At 47.9% G+C, this 16627-nt stretch carries 19 protein-coding genes and 1 pseudogene; 9 read left to right on the top strand and 11 right to left on the bottom strand.

The window, feature by feature from the left end:
- Window positions 1-176: 176 nt before the first annotated feature.
- The 7 genes from ACXX82_RS11800 to ACXX82_RS11830 all read right to left on the bottom strand — a co-directional run bounded on the left by ACXX82_RS11800 (window position 177) and on the right by ACXX82_RS11830 (window position 6668).
- A complete protein-coding gene (locus ACXX82_RS11800) occupies window positions 177-446 on the bottom strand; it encodes an HPr family phosphocarrier protein (protein ID WP_322234898.1) in 270 nt (89 codons plus the stop codon).
- A gap of 249 nt (window positions 447-695) precedes the next feature.
- Complete coding sequence (locus tag ACXX82_RS11805) at window positions 696-1100, bottom strand: PTS sugar transporter subunit IIA (protein ID WP_322240343.1); 405 nt, start codon at window positions 1098-1100, stop codon at window positions 696-698.
- A 198-nt stretch (window positions 1101-1298) separates the two neighbouring features.
- Window positions 1299-2249: a glutathione synthase gene (gene gshB, locus ACXX82_RS11810; protein WP_322234899.1), complete on the bottom strand. Its 951-nt coding sequence runs from the start codon at window positions 2247-2249 to the stop codon at window positions 1299-1301.
- Between the two features lie 69 nt (window positions 2250-2318).
- Complete coding sequence (gene gshA, locus ACXX82_RS11815) at window positions 2319-3611, bottom strand: glutamate--cysteine ligase (RefSeq protein WP_322234901.1); 1293 nt, start codon at window positions 3609-3611, stop codon at window positions 2319-2321.
- 339 nt (window positions 3612-3950) lie between these two features.
- The gene (amt, locus tag ACXX82_RS11820; protein WP_322234903.1) at window positions 3951-5495 is read right to left on the bottom strand and encodes an ammonium transporter; all 1545 of its coding nucleotides are present in this window, start codon (window positions 5493-5495) and stop codon (window positions 3951-3953) included.
- 13 nt (window positions 5496-5508) lie between these two features.
- Window positions 5509-5847, bottom strand: a complete 339-nt coding sequence (locus tag ACXX82_RS11825) for a P-II family nitrogen regulator (RefSeq protein WP_322234905.1) — start codon at window positions 5845-5847, stop codon at window positions 5509-5511.
- Window positions 5848-5858: 11 nt separating this feature from the next.
- On the bottom strand, window positions 5859-6668 hold the full coding sequence (locus ACXX82_RS11830; RefSeq protein WP_323506477.1) for a TorF family putative porin: 810 nt from the start codon (window positions 6666-6668) through the stop codon (window positions 5859-5861).
- A gap of 437 nt (window positions 6669-7105) precedes the next feature.
- Between ACXX82_RS11830 and ACXX82_RS11835 the strand changes: the two genes are divergently transcribed.
- Complete coding sequence (locus tag ACXX82_RS11835) at window positions 7106-7531, top strand: GNAT family N-acetyltransferase (RefSeq protein WP_458562976.1); 426 nt, start codon at window positions 7106-7108, stop codon at window positions 7529-7531.
- Here the strand turns inward: ACXX82_RS11835 and ACXX82_RS11840 are convergent.
- Window positions 7523-7720, bottom strand: coding sequence for a hypothetical protein (locus tag ACXX82_RS11840; protein ID WP_458562977.1), 198 nt, complete (start codon window positions 7718-7720; stop codon window positions 7523-7525). The two genes, ACXX82_RS11835 and ACXX82_RS11840, sit on opposite strands and share 9 nt — an antisense overlap.
- Window positions 7721-8089: 369 nt before the next feature.
- Here ACXX82_RS11840 and ACXX82_RS11845 point away from each other — a divergent pair, with 369 nt between their 5' ends.
- The 3 genes and pseudogenes from ACXX82_RS11845 to ACXX82_RS11855 all read left to right on the top strand — a co-directional run bounded on the left by ACXX82_RS11845 (window position 8090) and on the right by ACXX82_RS11855 (window position 9752).
- A complete protein-coding gene (locus ACXX82_RS11845; protein WP_322234911.1) occupies window positions 8090-8332 on the top strand; it encodes an accessory factor UbiK family protein in 243 nt (80 codons plus the stop codon).
- 58 nt (window positions 8333-8390) lie between these two features.
- Window positions 8391-9104 (top strand): annotated as a pseudogene (locus ACXX82_RS11850) (magnesium chelatase domain-containing protein); the annotation flags it as partial.
- A gap of 201 nt (window positions 9105-9305) precedes the next feature.
- Window positions 9306-9752, top strand: a complete 447-nt coding sequence (locus ACXX82_RS11855) for an SHOCT domain-containing protein (RefSeq protein ID WP_458562978.1) — start codon at window positions 9306-9308, stop codon at window positions 9750-9752.
- Between the two features lie 96 nt (window positions 9753-9848).
- Here the strand turns inward: ACXX82_RS11855 and ACXX82_RS11860 are convergent, their stop codons facing one another.
- A complete protein-coding gene (locus ACXX82_RS11860) occupies window positions 9849-10790 on the bottom strand; it encodes an IS30 family transposase (RefSeq protein ID WP_458562979.1) in 942 nt (313 codons plus the stop codon).
- A 445-nt stretch (window positions 10791-11235) separates the two neighbouring features.
- On the opposite strand from ACXX82_RS11860, the gene ACXX82_RS11865 reads away from it, so the two are divergent.
- The 3 genes from ACXX82_RS11865 to ACXX82_RS11875 all read left to right on the top strand — a co-directional run bounded on the left by ACXX82_RS11865 (window position 11236) and on the right by ACXX82_RS11875 (window position 13555).
- Complete coding sequence (locus ACXX82_RS11865; protein WP_458562980.1) at window positions 11236-11460, top strand: hypothetical protein; 225 nt, start codon at window positions 11236-11238, stop codon at window positions 11458-11460.
- Window positions 11432-12787: a primase-helicase family protein gene (locus ACXX82_RS11870; RefSeq protein ID WP_458562981.1), complete on the top strand. Its 1356-nt coding sequence runs from the start codon at window positions 11432-11434 to the stop codon at window positions 12785-12787. Before ACXX82_RS11865 ends, ACXX82_RS11870 begins: the two co-directional genes overlap by 29 nt.
- 252 nt (window positions 12788-13039) lie before the next feature.
- Entirely contained in the window at window positions 13040-13555 is a 516-nt protein-coding gene (locus ACXX82_RS11875; RefSeq protein ID WP_458562982.1) for a hypothetical protein, read from the top strand.
- 13 nt (window positions 13556-13568) lie between these two features.
- On the opposite strand, the gene ACXX82_RS11880 is transcribed toward ACXX82_RS11875, so the two are convergent.
- Entirely contained in the window at window positions 13569-14315 is a 747-nt protein-coding gene (locus tag ACXX82_RS11880) for a tetratricopeptide repeat protein (protein WP_458562983.1), read from the bottom strand.
- Window positions 14316-14412: 97 nt separating this feature from the next.
- On the opposite strand from ACXX82_RS11880, the gene ACXX82_RS11885 reads away from it, so the two are divergent.
- On the top strand, window positions 14413-14574 hold the full coding sequence (locus ACXX82_RS11885) for a helix-turn-helix domain-containing protein (RefSeq protein WP_458562984.1): 162 nt from the start codon (window positions 14413-14415) through the stop codon (window positions 14572-14574).
- Between the two features lie 736 nt (window positions 14575-15310).
- On the opposite strand, the gene ACXX82_RS11890 is transcribed toward ACXX82_RS11885, so the two are convergent.
- Entirely contained in the window at window positions 15311-15553 is a 243-nt protein-coding gene (locus ACXX82_RS11890; RefSeq protein ID WP_458562985.1) for a hypothetical protein, read from the bottom strand.
- Window positions 15554-15836: 283 nt separating this feature from the next.
- Between ACXX82_RS11890 and ACXX82_RS11895 the strand changes: the two genes are divergently transcribed.
- On the top strand, window positions 15837-16421 hold the full coding sequence (locus ACXX82_RS11895) for a recombinase family protein (RefSeq protein WP_458562986.1): 585 nt from the start codon (window positions 15837-15839) through the stop codon (window positions 16419-16421).
- Window positions 16422-16627: the final 206 nt, after the last annotated feature.

Genomic DNA, 16627 nt, shown 5'->3' on the forward strand with positions numbered 1-16627 from the left:
CTCAAGGCGTCGGCAATTGCGCAAGGCAATGATGGCAGACGCTTTGTTGAACACTTGCGGACTATTCTAAAATTGCCAAAGCGGCGTAAATTTGCGTTAGTCTTAGTTTTTCTATCTCGCTTTACGGTACTGCTATGACCTCAGCGCTTCGCTGTGGTTTCTTTTTTTGCAGCAGATTATTCGCCCTCGCCAAACTTATCTTCGATGAGCTGATTGAGTGCATCAAAACATTCTTTTTCGTCTGAACCTTCGGCTTCCAATAACACGGTGCTGCCTTTTCCTGCTGCCAGCATCATGACGCCCATGATTGACTTCGCATTGACACGGCGATTGTTGCGCGAAATCCAGACTTCACATTTGAACTTGCTGGCAAGTTGGGTGAATTTGGCCGACGCACGGGCATGAAGACCTAATTTGTTGACGATTTCGATATTTTTTTGAATCATGGGGTTCTTTATCTTTGTTTTGTTAATACCCGACAGCGCACCCGGCTAATTTTTCATTGTTGGCGAATAGCAAGGAGTAAATATTGGATACATATTACATAGAGGCGGTAAGAAATGTGGCAACAAAATAGCAATCTCTCAAATGCAAGGACATAACGTAAAGTGCGGCTTGCGTGGTCGGCAAGTTATCGCTTTTAAGCCCGGTATGTTGATCCAGACACTAAATAACTTATTGCGACTTATTGCGGCTTATTGTGAAACGCGAACCCGATTGTCGACCCGCACAGCGCCACCCTGGCCGCCAGCAAGCGCCATCTCTGCCACCACATCGAGTGTGTCATTACGATAGGTGAGTGCGCGCAACAGCATCGGCAAACTGATTCCTGCAATTACCTGAGTTTGCGCGCCACTGCATAATGGCAACGTGCAGTTTGATGGCGTACCGCCCATCACATCGGTAATCACCAGCACGCCAGATCCATCGTCCAAACGGTCCACGGCTTGTTTCGCCAATAATTTAACATCGGCCGGATTTTGATCCGCGATGACATCAATTGCCTCGAACCGTTCCGGCACCTGACGGAAAACATGCGACACGGCAGAAACGAAGGCCTGACCAAGCGGCGAATGCGTTAATAGGAGAATGCCAACCATAATTTTTGATACCAGACCCGCAGAGCGGATAAAAACGAATGTGCCGGATGGCATATTGCGCGGTAATTTTAGGCGCTTTCGACAAAGTGCGTATTAAACTTGCACATTACATCCGCCTATTCATTCTGTTTACATCCAAATAATGGATTTATAGTCAGCCATTCATTTTCGCCGCCGCATCTTCAGATGCGTGCTTAGTTAAGCTTTAGCCTGAACAGCTGCTTCCAGCGCGTTAATAAACATCTCTGCCACGTTAAAACCAGCCTGCTGCATAATTTCCTGAAAGCAAGTCGGACTAGTGACATTCACTTCTGTTAAATAATTGCCAATTACATCTAATCCTACCAGTAACAGACCACGTTTGACGAGTATTGGCCCTAGCGTTTCACCTATTTCGCGTTCACGCGCTGTCAGGGGCTGGGCGACGCCCAAACCACCAGCTGCGAGATTGCCGCGGACTTCACTCCCTTGCGGAATGCGTGCCAACGTGAAGGGTACGACCTCACCGCCGATAACCAAGACGCGCTTGTCGCCGGCGACTATTTCCGGAATAAAGCGTTGGATCATGATGGTTTGACGTCCATTATTGGTCAATGTTTCAATAATGGAGCCAAGATTCAAGCCGTCGGACTTGACGCGGAAAATACCAGCGCCGCCCATACCATCTAATGGTTTGAGGATGACGTCCTGATGCTCTTCGTGAAAGGCGCGCAAGCGTGCGGAATCTCGCGTTACCAAAGTAGGTGAAATAAACTGCGGGAATTGCGCTATCGCCAGTTTTTCGTTGTGATCGCGAATCGCCTGCGGTTTGTTAAAGACCTTTGCGCCTTGTTTTTCAGCCAGCTCCAACAAATACGTGGTGTAGATGTATTCCATGTCGAATGGTGGGTCTTTGCGCAACAAAATGGCGTCGAATTCAGACAGAAACATCGCGCTTGGCGCGGCTGCCCGATACCAATCCTTGTTGTCGCCAGTGAGCGTCACACGTGCAACATTGGCTGTGACGATGCCGCTTTCCAGCGCCATGTCTTGTTGTTCAAAGGCATAGATTGTGTGACCGCGTTTTGCGGCCTCGACCATCATGGCGTACGTCGTATCTTTGTAAATCTTAAAACTGTCGAGCGGGTCGGCGAGGAAAGCAATTTTCATTATCAAGCCTTTATTGGAATCTTGTTTTTTAATAACTGTCATCAAAGACAGGTGAAATCCTAATCCAGGTTAGTAGATTTCAGGATTCGGATCTGTTTTTTCCATTTCCAGTGACGCTGCCAGTAACGCCAGTCGGGCCACTACGCCATACATGTAAAAACGGTTCGGCGCGGTCGTCCCCGGTTTTGCAAGCAAATCAGGTAATGCGTGCTGTTGTGCAAACGCTAACGGTACGTAATGTGCGCCGGGAGCGTTCAGGTTTTCATTGATCCCGCGCTCAGCGTGTACCCGGTAAAAACCGCCGACCACATATCGATCTATCATGTAGACCACAGGTTCTGCAACGGCATCATTGATGTGTTCAAAGGTATGGACACCTTCTTGAATCACGACATCGTAGATTGCCTGACCGCCATCGGCTATTTTGTTGCGTTGCTTCAGGCTAAGTTCTTTTACCTGACCGGCATCGGTGACGCTTGTCACGCCCATGCCGTGCGTTCCTGCATCGGCTTTCACGATCACGAACGGCTTTTCCTTAATGCCGTATTCCTTATATTTTTTGCGGATCTTGGATAGCAAGGAACTAACGCTCGAGGTCAAAGCCTCTTCACTGGCCTGTTCCTGAAAGTTAACCTGATCGCATTTGGTGAAAAATGGATTGAGCATCCAGGGGTCGACATCAACCAGTTTTGCAAATTTTTTGACCACGTCATCGTAAGAGGAAAAATGGCTGCTTTTGCGGCGCATCGTCCAACCAGCATGCAAAGGTGGCAACAAAGTCTGCTCGTTCAGATTCTCCAGAATTGACGGAATGCCTGACGATAAATCGTTGTTAAGCAAAATCGTACATGGATCGAAGTTTTTCAAACCCAGACGGCGTCCGTTATGCGAGCGTTCCAGCGGCTCTAACGTCACGGTTGTGCCATCTGGCAACTCTATGGTGACCGGCTCGGTAACATCTTCGGCTAAAGAACCTAGTCGGACATTTAAGCCGGTTTGCCGGAAAATTTGCATGAGGCGTGCAACGTTCTGCAAATAGAAAGTGTTGCGAGTATGCAACTCGGGCAATAACAACAAATTCTTTGCATCAGGACAATATTTTTCAATCGCAGCCATCGCAGCCTGCACCGCTAGCGGCAACATTTCCGGCGATAGATTGTTAAATCCACCAGGAAACAGGTTGGTGTCTACCGGGGCTAGTTTGAAGCCCGAATTACGCAAATCGACCGAGCAGTAAAACGGTGGCGTGTGCTCCTGCCATTCCATCCGAAACCAGCGTTCAATCGCCGGAGTGGCGGCGAGAATTTTCTTTTCGAGATCGAGTAACGGGCCGTTAAGGGCAGTGACGAGGTGCGGAACCATAGAAACTCTTACACTTTCATGTTTAGACGCTGTTAAGCGCTTTTAGGTGCCAGCGGGGCATGCCTCATCAAACGACGAAACTACGGCTGCGCTTGAGTGATCTCGATTTTAACGGGAATTACCGACTCGCAACGTGCGAGAGAGGAGATTTAGGTGACGAGATCAACCGGACCGGGCTATCAACATTAGGGCAATGTGTGGTTTTTAAAGCCCTGAATATGAAAAAGCGCCCCGATTGGGGCGCTTCTGTTTGTTTGCCTGCGTGATATTAATAAATATACACCGGACACCACCGGACCAGGCTGCAGTCCGCGGCTGTATCAGGCAATATTAATACTATTAACCGTGATAAGCAGACTCGCCGTGGCTGGAAATATCCAGACCTTCGCGTTCTTCTTCTTCTGTAACACGCAGACCGATCACGATGTCGACCAGTTTGAAGGCGATAAATGCCACCACGCCGGACCAGATCACTGTAGTCAACACGCCTTGCAGTTGAATCCAGAGCTGACCGCTAATCGAATAGTCAGGAGCAACAGCGTTGGTGACATAGTCGTAAATACCAACACCACCAAGGCTAGGCGCAGCGAACACACCGGTGAGCAGTGCACCTAGAATACCACCTACGCCATGCACACCGAATACGTCTAGTGAGTCATCAGCGCCGAGGAGTTTCTTCAGGCCAGTTACGCCCCACAAGCAAGCAAAACCAGCAATCAAGCCCATCACCAACGCACCGCCAACACCGACGAAACCAGCGGCAGGAGTAATGACAACCAAACCGGCAACCGCGCCAGATGCGCCGCCCAACATGGAAGGCTTACCCTTGCCAACCCACTCACCCAAACTCCATGTCAATACTGCACCAGCCGTTGCGACCAGCGTGTTGATGAAGGCCAATGCTGCGCCGCCATTTGCTTCCAGACCGGAACCGGCGTTGAAACCAAACCAACCAAACCACAGCAATGAAGCACCAACCATGGTCAATGTCAGGCTATGTGGCTTGAAAGCTTCTTTGCCGTAGCCTACGCGTTTGCCGATAACATACGCACCGACCAGACCGGCAACCGCTGCGTTGATATGAACAACCGTACCACCCGCATAATCCAACGCACCTTTTTGGAACAACCAACCAGCAGTCGCCGACGCTTTTGCTGCTGCAGCAGCATCAGTGAAGCCATCAGGACCAGGCCAATACCAAACCATATGGGCAATTGGCAAGTACGAAAAAGTGAACCACAACACGGTGAACGCGAGGATGGCGGAGAATTTGGCACGTTCAGCAAATGCGCCGATGACCAATGCGCAGGTAATCGCAGCGAAAGCACCTTGAAATACGACGAAGGCAAACTCTGGCAATACAACGCCTTTGCTGAATGTTGCCGCCAATGAGTCTGGTGTCATTCCATTGAGGAACAACCGGCTCATGCCGCCAATGAAGTCATTACCTTCGGTAAATGCGAGACTATAGCCATAGACGATCCACAGAACAATCACCAGCGAGAAGATGGTGAAACATTGCATCAGAACCGACAACATGTTCTTGCTGCGAACCAAGCCGCCGTAGAACAGGCCGAGGCCTGGCAATGTCATTAAAATCACAAAAGCGGTACATACAAGTAGCCACGCAGTGTCGCCCTTGTTAGGCACGGCTGGAGCAGGTACGGCAGGAGCGGCAGCAGTAGCAAGTGCGCCAGTTGCGGCAGCCGCAGGCGCGACGACTGCAGGAGCAGGCGCGGCAATTACTGCAGTGCTGGTAGCGCTGGCCGCAGCTGAGGCCGACGTCGAAGCGTCATCGGCAGCAGAGGCTGGCAGCATAAAGCCGACTGCGAGCATGAGTGCGCAAAACGCCAAAAACGTGGCGAAAAATCTCTTGATGTTCATTTTAAAAGTCCCCTTAGATTGCATCTTTGCCGGTTTCACCGGTACGAATACGAATAACTTCTTGCAGATCGAGAACGAATATTTTGCCGTCACCGATTTTGCCGGTACGTGCTGCCGTTTCGATCGCCTCAACTGCACGCTCTAGAATACTGTCATCAACAGCTGCTTCGATTTTTGTTTTTGGCAAAAAATCGACGACATATTCTGCACCGCGGTACAACTCGGTATGGCCTTTCTGGCGTCCAAAACCTTTTACTTCCGTGACGGTAATGCCTTGTACGCCAATGGCGGACAGTGCCTCACGGACTTCATCAAGTTTGAATGGTTTGATAATCGCAGTGATCAGTTTCATGTTGACCTCGTTTAGAAAGTTTTTGCGAGAGAGAAGACCAGGCCGTTTTTGCCGAGATTTTTGCCGTTAGGGCTGACATATGCGCCGTTCTTGGCATCAGTTCCGACGAAAGCAGCGCCTAGAGTAACGCCATATAGGCTGTCAAAGGTTTTAGTGACGCCAACTTTCCAATCGTTATAACTGGCAAAGCTAAAGTTTTCGACTGTTTGATGGCCAAAATGCAGACCCAGCGTGACACCGGAACCAACATCAAAATTGGCACCCAGATCGTAATAAGCGCTGTTCTTGCTGTTGACTGTGCCGAACAAGTTAGTCAGCGCATGCGAATATTTGAAGTAAGCTGGACCGTAACCAAGTTGACCGTACAGTTCGAAAGTATTGGCATTTTTGCCAATAAGACTGTAGTTGTTACCGGGATAGTAGTAATACAGACCGCCGACGTCATACGTGAAACCGGCTGGAAGATCGCCGCGCTTACCTGCATAGAGATCCCACTCAATATTGCCTTTGCCATTAAAACCGCCAGCATTTACTGAGTCTTTAATCCATTTGATGTTTGATAACCAGGTTCCGGCATAAAGGCCGGTTGGGTTATTTGTGTAATCGACGCCACCTTGAACGGCGGCATCAAAGCGACTTTGTGATATGCCGCGGAAGCGGTAGTCATTTACCAAGCCGATGTTATAAGCAACTTGATTATCAGGTACCGGTTCGGCTGCGGCTGGTGCTACAACTGGAGCGTCGTCGGCGTAAGCAAAGCCGGCAACCAGTGTTGTCGCTACTGCTGTGGCAAGTATCAGCTTATAAGTCAGCTTTTTCATTTATGAGTCCCTTGGGTTTATATGCATTAAGATTATAGTTAGACAGCAACTTAGTTCAGTCTTCTACTAGCAGGACTCATGCCAACTACATATCAACTAGTTTGTATGCGCTTATGGCACGATTCATAATTGATTTTATGCATTGTTGCTAGTTGTGGTCCTTTTCTATGGTAAAACTAGCAAAATTTAGCACCATAGTAGTGCGATTTTAGCTTTTCGCACTTAAATGGTGAGATGAAATTGGTGTTCTGGAAGCGTTTATGGCGATGCTGTGCTTGATTTGGCCCGATGTTTAGGTGAAGACATCGCGCTCATCTGTCAATTAAGTGCCGAACTGGCGCTTAAATAAGCACCTGAGGAAGCACCTGAATAAGCACATAATTAGTGCGAATTTCAATTCCTTCATAGCGCAAAACAGAACAAAACCAAGGATCAATATGTCTCTCGAAAACGCCGCACATATAGAAGGTTTGCTGCCGGGCTGGCAGGCTGCGCGGGTTCCACCTGGTGTTGTGCTGGAGGGGCAAAATGTGTTGTTAGTACCGCTTGATGTTAAACGCTATGCGGAGGCTTTATATAGTGTGGCGACCGGTGATGGCGCGGATGTCGGTCAATGGGATTATCTGGCGGTCGGACCTTTCGAAGATCAGATCAGTTTTACGAGTTGGCTGAGCGAATGCGAAAAAACCAGAGATCCCCTATTCTTTGTCGTTACTGATAGGCAAACCGGTGCGGCACAGGGCATTGTGAGTTATCTAGGTATCGCGCCAGAACATGGATCCATTGAAATTGGGCACATTTGGTTTAGTGCTGCTATGCAACAGTCCAGCAAGGGTACTGAAACGATTTATCTTTTAGCGTAGCATGCGTTCGACGATCTCGGTTATCGACGTATTGAATGGAAATGCGACACGCGTAACCAGCGGTCGCAACAGGCGGCGCTGCGTTTTGGTTTTACGCCCGAAGGCATTTTCCGCCAACATCGCGTCAACAAGGGGCGAAATCGCGACACTGCCTGGTTTTCGCTCATAGATCACGAGTGGCCGCTTCAACGTGCTGCTTTTGAGCTTTGGTTAAATGGGACAAACTTTGATGCAAATGCGCGGCAGATACAGTCATTGGGCGAGATTCGCGCCAACTTGTTGAATGGCGGATCGGATAAGTCGGTCTGGCATCAGCCTAACTGATGCAAGCCGGTTGTGATTGGTTGCAAGCGCTTCCTCCGCAAGCGTGGTTGTGCGTTACTGCGGAAAAGTCAGGGCGCAAGGTGCGCTTTGAACGTCGGCGGTGAGCGCCCAAAACTTCTCGTAACAACACCAAGAAATTATCTTAAGATGCAGTTTGGGTATACCCTCGTTCGCGATGAGATGAGGTATCATTTTTTTATTCTCAGTATTGTTAGTATTTATAGGAGCACCACCATGAGTAAGCCGACTTTTTTTGAAGATATGCAGTCGAAAATTAATAAGGCAATTGAAAACTCGCCAGCGAAAGACGTTGAAAAAAACGTCAAGGCGATGTTGAGCAGCGGCTTTTCAAAGCTTGACCTCGTTACCCGTGAAGAGTTTGATGTGCAAGCGCAAGTGTTGGCAACGACGCGCGAAAAACTGGAACTGTTAGAGGCGCGCGTCACTGAGCTTGAAGCACAACTGAAGCGTCCATGAGATTGGACAATACGTTCGCTATACAGCATCTGCAATATTGGAACAGGCGGCAAGACCGATGACGTTGGCAGTATTGAAAAGTCGGGCGCTTGCAGGAATGCAAGCCCCGGAAGTCACGGTTGAAGTACATCTTGCGAACGGATTGCCGTCCTTTACCATCGTTGGTTTACCGGAAACCGAGGTCAAGGAATCCAAAGATCGGGTACGTGCGGCCCTTCAAAACGCTTGTTTTGAATTTCCCTCGCGCAGGATAACCGTCAATCTTGCACCGGCGGATTTACCTAAAGAATCAGGTCGTTTCGATTTGCCCATTGCACTAGGCATTTTGGCTGCGTCTGGTCAAATGCCCGCGGATCAACTCGATCATTACGAATTTGCTGGCGAGCTCTCGCTCTCGGGCGAACTGCGCCCAATTCGCGGTGCGCTGGCGATGACGTTTGCGATGATGACAACCAGCGCGACCGCCGCGATTTCTGACAATGCCGATAGCAATCGAGAGCCACCCCCAAAAAAACAGCGCGCATTTATCTTGCCGCGCCAAAATGCTGACGAGGCCGCCCTGGTCACAGATGCCGCGATTTATCCGGCGGATTCGTTGTTGCATGTCTGTGCGCATTTTTCAGCAAAAGACGCTGAAGGAAGACTAACCCGGCATATCGCCGCGCCGCAGATACGCACGCCGCACTATCTTGATTTCAGCGATGTAAAAGGCCAACTCCAAGCCAAGCGCGCGCTTGAAGTCGCTGCTGCTGGCGGTCATAGCGCGCTGATCTTTTATCACAATACACCAAATATAATTGGGCTGTGACGTTGATTGAATAAATTACACACAAGCATCATGCTGATATGCTACATTAGTTGCTACTAATGCATTAATTTTCAATATTTGGCTGCTAGGCAACCTGCCATCCACGCTTGAGCACACGTCATGAATTGTTACCACATTTAATTACTCATTAAAAATAGGGGAAAGATGAAAATTACGTTTGCCAAGGATGAGTTAGAACTGGCTGGTGAAAATATTATTATCCGAAAGCGTGGCGCAGCTAATGCGATGGCTTCCGGGATTAACGGCGACCGCACTATTTCTATCGCAGCCATCACTGCCATACAGATGAAGCTCGGTGGATTTTGGACGCCAGGCTTTATTCAGTTTTCCTACGCAGGAAGCAAACCATTTAACGGAGGGATCATAGCGGCCACCCAAGATCCCGATGCATTTATTTTCAAAGAGACTTTAAATGGTGAAATTGAAGCCTTCAAGGCAAAAGTCGAGCAGATTATGCGTGATTCAAAACAAGCCTCCAAAAGCGTTTCGGGGACACTAGCTGATGAACTACGGAAGCTTGGAGAATTGAGAGCGGAAGGAGTTCTGTCAGATCAGGAATTCGCAGCAGCAAAGAATAGGCTTATTGCTTAAGCTCTCCATACTAGGACAGCCTCGGATTGAGTTTATTGGCACCACGGTCACGCCAGTTAAATGAGGGCGGTTTCAAAACTCAAGTGCAACACTGAGTTAATGAACAGTATCTATCGGGTGTTGCAATAAAGCGATGGCATCGAGTTCGTCTTGTGAATAGATCGACAGGTCTGAGCCTTTTGGCATGTACTGGCGTAGCAAGCCATTGGTATTCTCATTGGCGCCTCGCTGCCATGGGCTATGTGGGTCAGCGAAATAAATCTGTACGCCGGTCCGTTCAGTAAGAATTTTATGGGCGTGCATCTCGCGGCCCTGATCGTAGGTCATGGACTTGCGCATTGCCGCCGGTTCGCGGTTAAGGACGAGCGCGAAGCTATCGACCACGGCTTTAGTGGTAGCGTTGTCCATTTTGGCAAGCACAACAAAGCCGGTCGTGCGCTCGACCAGTGTGCCCACCGATGAGCGGTTGCCAGCACCCTTGATCAGGTCGCCTTCCCAGTGACCCGGGATGAGACGGTCTTCGATCTGGGGAGGCCGGATATGGATACTTTGCATGTCAGGAATCTGACCCCGACGATCAGTACCGCGGCTGCGCGGCAGACGTGTCTGGTTGTGATGGCGCAGGCAGGCGATCAATTCGCGTTTGAGTTCAACGCGAGGATGTACATAGATGGCGTTATAGATGGTCTCGTGGGACACGGATTTGTCGGAGTGATCGGGCCAAAGGGACTTGAGTTTGCACGCAATCTGTTGTGGTGACCAGAGGAGATTCAAGTGGTGTCGAACAACCTGAAACAACGCCCCATCGGTATGCAATTTAGGTAGCCGCCGGGGCAATACGCGACGGGCCTGGCATTGCGCATGGGCCAGATTGGCATCATAGACACCGGAACCGCTGGAGCGCTGAATTTCGCGACCGATCGTACTCGCCGAACGGCAAAGACGTGTAGCAATAGAGCGAATCGAACACAAGTCGGCGCCCATGGTCATCACTACTGCACGTTCCTGGGTTGTTAAATGTTTGTAAATTTTTGCCATGGCAGCACCTTACAGCAGAAGGTGTTGCACTTGGTCTTTGAGAACGCCCAGCCTAATACCCTTCAATTAAGCACCCATAACAGCCCTTAATGCGTGGTTTTCCACCGGTAAGGGGGGCAACCTAGGCCATTCACTAAAAACACTCAATTGACCTCCCAGCCCCACAAAGTAATATTCTATAAATAAGAACTATTATTGTTGGCTTAATGTTTCCGCCTAGCTTAAAACAAATGAATATCCGGCACGATTACTGCTTTTCACCCTATTGACAACGGAATCAATCGTGATATAATCCTTTAGTAATTGATATATACACAAAATACGCAGAGCAAATCGTAACATAATTTATAATAGCACACCTAAAATTAAAAAGGAGTAATGATTTGAATCCAGATTTACTAATCACCCTCACCCTCACCCTCATCCGACTTGGAAACCATTTCAAATGTCCCAAACAATAACCGGCACCCCCCGCCAGCTAGTGACGGCCTCAGATGGCACCAAACTGCAGCGCCAATACGTGTACCTCCCAGAATCAATCTGGCACCTGTTGCGAGTCCAGGCACGCGCAGCCAACACTTCCGTCTCACTTCTCATCCAAACCTTCGCCAGCAGTGGCACAGCTAATTCAAAAGGAATCAATGACCTCACTCTCCATCGTACCAAATAAGGTAACACCAACAGTCCTACCCTCCGCCGAAATTCTCCGCCGCCTCGCCGCCGATCTAATCGCCGAATCGTGGTGCATTGACCTCTCAGCTTTTCCCCATAAAGCTCTACACGCCGACTCCAATTACAACGCCTCAATAGATTACTTCCGTTTCGACTTCCGATCATGGGCACATAAAAACAACGTACGGGTTGAATCTAAAGAATATTCTGTGTTTTTACGCAGTCTAACTGACAGCCTTATCCCATTAATGCCCCGTGTTCTTGGCTCCAGTTTCTATCCCGCCACGAATTACGACCCGATCAAGGACAAGTTTTTCAAGAGTAGATCGGGCGCACTCTTGGCTAATACATACGTGCCATTTAAGCCGCCAGCGCCAGCAGCACCGCAAGAAATCCCAGCGATACTTGATGAATACTTAAACCGGATATTTGCCAACGCTCAAGACAGAAAAATAGTAGTTCAATGGCTCGCTGACATAATCCAAAATCCAAGCCGCCGCCCTATGTGGTCAGTTGTTCTCACTGGTGTTCAGGGTTCAGGTAAATCGTCAATATTCCGCTTGGTGTCACTTGCACTTGGGGGGCGCCACACATGGGAAAAGAATGATTATGGTGCAGCACTGAAGCAGTTCTCGGAGGTCTTGCCGGATAATCTCTTGGTCAGTTTTGATGATGCCAGAAATGCTCCCGACACATATCAGAAACTGAAACAAGCCATAACTTGTACATCTCAGCAAGTCGAGTTGAAATTCGTTCAAAAGTTAGTCCATCGCGAAGTGTATGCGCGGGTTCTTGTTTGCTCAAACAGCCCCAGACCACTCCGGATTGAAGAAGGTGACAGGCGCTTATATTGTGCAGAGCCTTCTAAGCATAAAGAAAATCCAGAAGAAACAGCCGCATTTTTTGTGGGTTTCAACGCATGGTTAGACCGTCCTACGGCACCTACAATCCTCTACCATTTTTTCATGGGGATTGATCTATCTGATTTTGTGCATGGCTCAACAACCCAAACAGAAACGCACGCCAAAATGGTCGGGCTTAGCACGACAGTTTTAGAAAACCTGCTCTTGGACTTTGTGGAGGGCGAGCCTATTTTTTACAACAGCAACTTGGTTTCGCACCTGACCGCCAACGGTATCAAGTATCCAGAACCCGACTTGCTGAAGCTAAAGCTAGCCGACATTGGATACGTCCAGGCGCGCAGAAAGGTTGACGGTTGTGGTGATAAGCAAATATACGTTTGGCAAAAGGACTGCACACGTTCTCGAAAATTGACTCAAGCCGAAATAGATAGCATCAAAACCGCAGTGAATCTGACTTTCTAATATTCTTAATGCATTCTTGATGCAACGCTAATGCAGCCCTAATGCGCCAACTGAAAATAATTTTCAATTTAAAATCAATAACTTAGAGGACTAATGCAGTTAATGCACTAATGCACTACCCCTTTCTGTAATTACGAAGTATCAGTTTTTTGATACTGAAGTTCAGCTTCGCCCTCAGCAGCACCTCAGCCTACCTACGAGGCATTTTCCCAAACCTTAAAACTTAATTTTCAATTTCTTGAAGGATTTTTTATGCCCATAACATTCGCATCAATTTCAGAATCAGCAGTAGCACCAATCTTCGCCGCACTCGGTTGTATCCCGTGCCAAACCTTCGCCCCACACTTTCGAACATTGTTCACTGATATGAGCGGCTATGAGTTTAAAGCCCTTCCAGACTACTACCACCCGCCAACAAACACCTTCTTTGAATACAAAAATGGCCTGCTCAATGGCAAGAAAACTTTCAAGACAGCAGACAATAAACTTCGCGCACAGTATTCCTACCGCTTCAAACAAGAACCACCCACATCGCATTACGAAGTTTCAAAACGCCTCTGGGACTCTAAATATTATCGCGTGGACTGCCTAGATCATTCGTGGAATCATGCACTAGCCAAGCACCTAGCGGTGCAGCTTGCCCTCGGTGTGGAAAATTACGTGGTCGTGTTCGGCAACAACTTACCGGAGAAAGAAACCCTTAAGTATGACCGAAAGGGTTTATTCTTCCTGCCGCTCTCTGGCCTCGAAGGCTTCCTGATGATCTAAGTAGGGCAACGGACTATTTATTTGGATGTTGCGTAGCCCACCACTCACTTGCTAATTTTTGCGCAGATTTTATCTGAGTGGGGTGCGCAGTCTCCATTGCCTTCAGCCAATTCCCGGCTTCCTCGTTGCCATTTGCATTGGCAATAGTTCCCCATTTCAATGCTTGTAAATAGTCGATTTGCGTTCCTAAACCATTTCCGAATGCTAACGCCACCACGTATTGCGCATTGATTGCGCCATGTTCTGCGGCTTTTTGAAACCAATCAAATGCTATAGTGTAATCTTTAGTTATACCTTCACCCTGCCAATACATCGTTCCCAACTTCAGCTCGGCATCAACGTTTCCTTGATTCGCCGCTTTACGATACCAATTGAGCGCCTGCGAGTAGTCCTTAGGTAAACCTTCACCTTCTCGATACAAACTCCCTAAGTCATATTGCGATTGAACATTACCTTGTTCCGCTGCTTTACGATACCAAAAAGCCGCTTTTATCGAACTTCGTTTCAATTTCCCATAACCCGATTCGTACAAGCTTCCTAAACCTGCCTGGGCGTAAACATTGCCGCTTTTCGCTAGAGATTCAAGCTTTATAAAAGCTGGCTGGGCATCGGAGCGATTAAGCTGCACTGTTATAAACAAATCCGCCACGACACCCTTTTGTCGTAATACCTCTTGCATGCCTTCAGACATTGCGCTGGTTGCCAGCAGGATACCCAAACTAAAAATAATAATCTTGGTTAAACGTCGAACAATTTTCATTAACTCCCCCATTATTGCGGTTGTTTTTGCGCAGTCATTTATTTGGCGTTTAGACTTACTCGCAAGCCAATTTGAAAACGGTTTTCATTGAAATGAATTGTTAGGCAATCTCACTACCGCAATGCTTGCGGAAAAAGCAGAACTACACCGCACTTATATCGGTCAAGTTGAACGTGGAGAACGAAACATTTTCATCGATAGCATGGAGCGCTTAGTGGATGCGATAGAAATGGCACCATGGGAAATGCTGCGTCCGTAATGGCATCAGTTGAAGCATCTGGAACTCGGGAAAATTCAAGGCGAGCGAAAAAATAGTATGGATGTAGTTGCTCCTTAATACACATAATATGTATTAATTAATTAAATTACTTTTTTATCGATTTTATAAGCCTGCATAGCTACTAATACGCTTTCAGTGCCGCCCGTATTTGTTGGGCTACTTAGCCATCAAATAGTCCTCTGTAAGTGACAGAGCCCTTGTACAGGCCATTGTAATGACTTTCCTTAACGTCTAGCCACCCTTGCAATTCTAGCAAAACTCCATTTTTACCGACTTTTTCGCCCGTATCTTTATTCTGAGTCAAAAATACGATTTTTGTGTCTTTTATGCAATAGTAGTCAATTAGGGTGGTCAAACCCAAAACAGTCAATTAGAACGCATTATTTCAACCGTAAGCCCGACAGCATCTGTTGCTTTCAATCGTTACTATGGGTATGCCCATCCTGCCTCATACACCAAGCATATTCATTATTGATTCGTATAGTCTTTGTAATGCCATCGTAAATTAGATCAAGGTCGAACAATCCATACTTTATTAAGTTGTAAGCATCAGACTCACACTTTGTAGAATGGACCTCAAGGCCTCTCCCTGTATTACTTGGCCCTATCCAACGTTGTTGATCTGGTGAAAATCAGCCCTGTTCATGCGGCAATAGACGTTAACGCAACTATGCTTACAATTACTTGAAATGTGCACATGACGCCTGCAAGAACATTAAGGTTTCGAGTTAAACGTTAATGATCCGGACGCGCCAATAGCAAAAACCTCTACTGATAAGGTCGAATCTCTTTGTTCGGCTTCGGATATTGCTTGCGCACTGGTCGGATAGGTAATCGATTCTGAGGGTTTTTCGCCCATAAGCGTGCACAGGCTCAAAGTCCATACACCTTGCTTCACTTCACGAACCATAAATCTGTTTTTCATCTTAGCTTCCCCTGTAAGTGTTTCTGGATTCATTTGCAACAAAAAGTTGCTCTAGCATTTATTGAAACATCTCCCCTGCTGCCGTAGCGAAGCAGAAACAAAGTATAGCCTGCTTGAGCTGTCAATGTAGCAACATTTCGAGGCCGATGCATTCGCATTTCAGATCTACTAGTCGATTGATTGTTTATCAATAGATCAGGGTTCAAAGGTTGGCTCAAAATAAGACCAAAAAACCTATCATTTCCCTAGCAATATCTAGAGTCTAGTGATAGTATCGCTGCATCCGAAATCTATTGATAAATACGGGGGGAAGAAAATGACCACATACGGATACGCAAGAACGAGCACAGTTCAACAGATTGCGGGCTTAGATGACCAAGTAGCTAAGCTCAAAGCAGCTGGTTGCTCAGATCAATCTATCTATCAGGAACAAATCAGCAGTGTAAAGATGGAGGACCGCGTAGAGTTCGCTAAGGTCTTAGCCAAGCTCGCAAAGGGTGACGTTCTAGTATTCACTAGCCTTTCCCGTGCTGCCCGTTCAATGATCCACATGATCGAGATTGAAGCCAAGGTTGCCGCAGCAGGTGCAACCATTCGCATCCTGGACCTAGCAATTGACACAGCAACGCCTAACGGTCGCCTTACCTTCAATCTGTTCGCATCAATCGCAGCCTTTGAACGTGAGAACATGCTGGAGAGGCAGAAGGTCGGCATAGCAGCAGCAAAGGCCGCAGGAGCGTACAAAGGTCGTGCGCCTACAGCACAAGCCAAGAGTGCTAAGGTTCTCTCGCACAACGCTAAAGGCCTCACCAAGCAAGAGATTGCAGACGCTACAGGCATGGGGATTGCATCGGTTTACCGGATAATCAAGGCTGCAAACAAAGGAAAAGAGGCTCTGTGAGCTGTTGAGTAGGTGACAAGCTAGGGCGGCAAGTGGCAATTATATAGGCAGCGCCGCATAAGGGCTGCTGTGGACGCCTAACAAGCCTTACTGCCATGGAACCAGCCTTGCCGCTGTGCCTACTGTTGGCGCTCTGGCTACAGATATTTCATTTTAGAAACATTTTTAAGCAAGTAACCATCCCAACCCCGTTAAATCACTCGCCA

The sequence above is a fragment of the Glaciimonas sp. GNP009 genome, assembly GCF_054343755.1.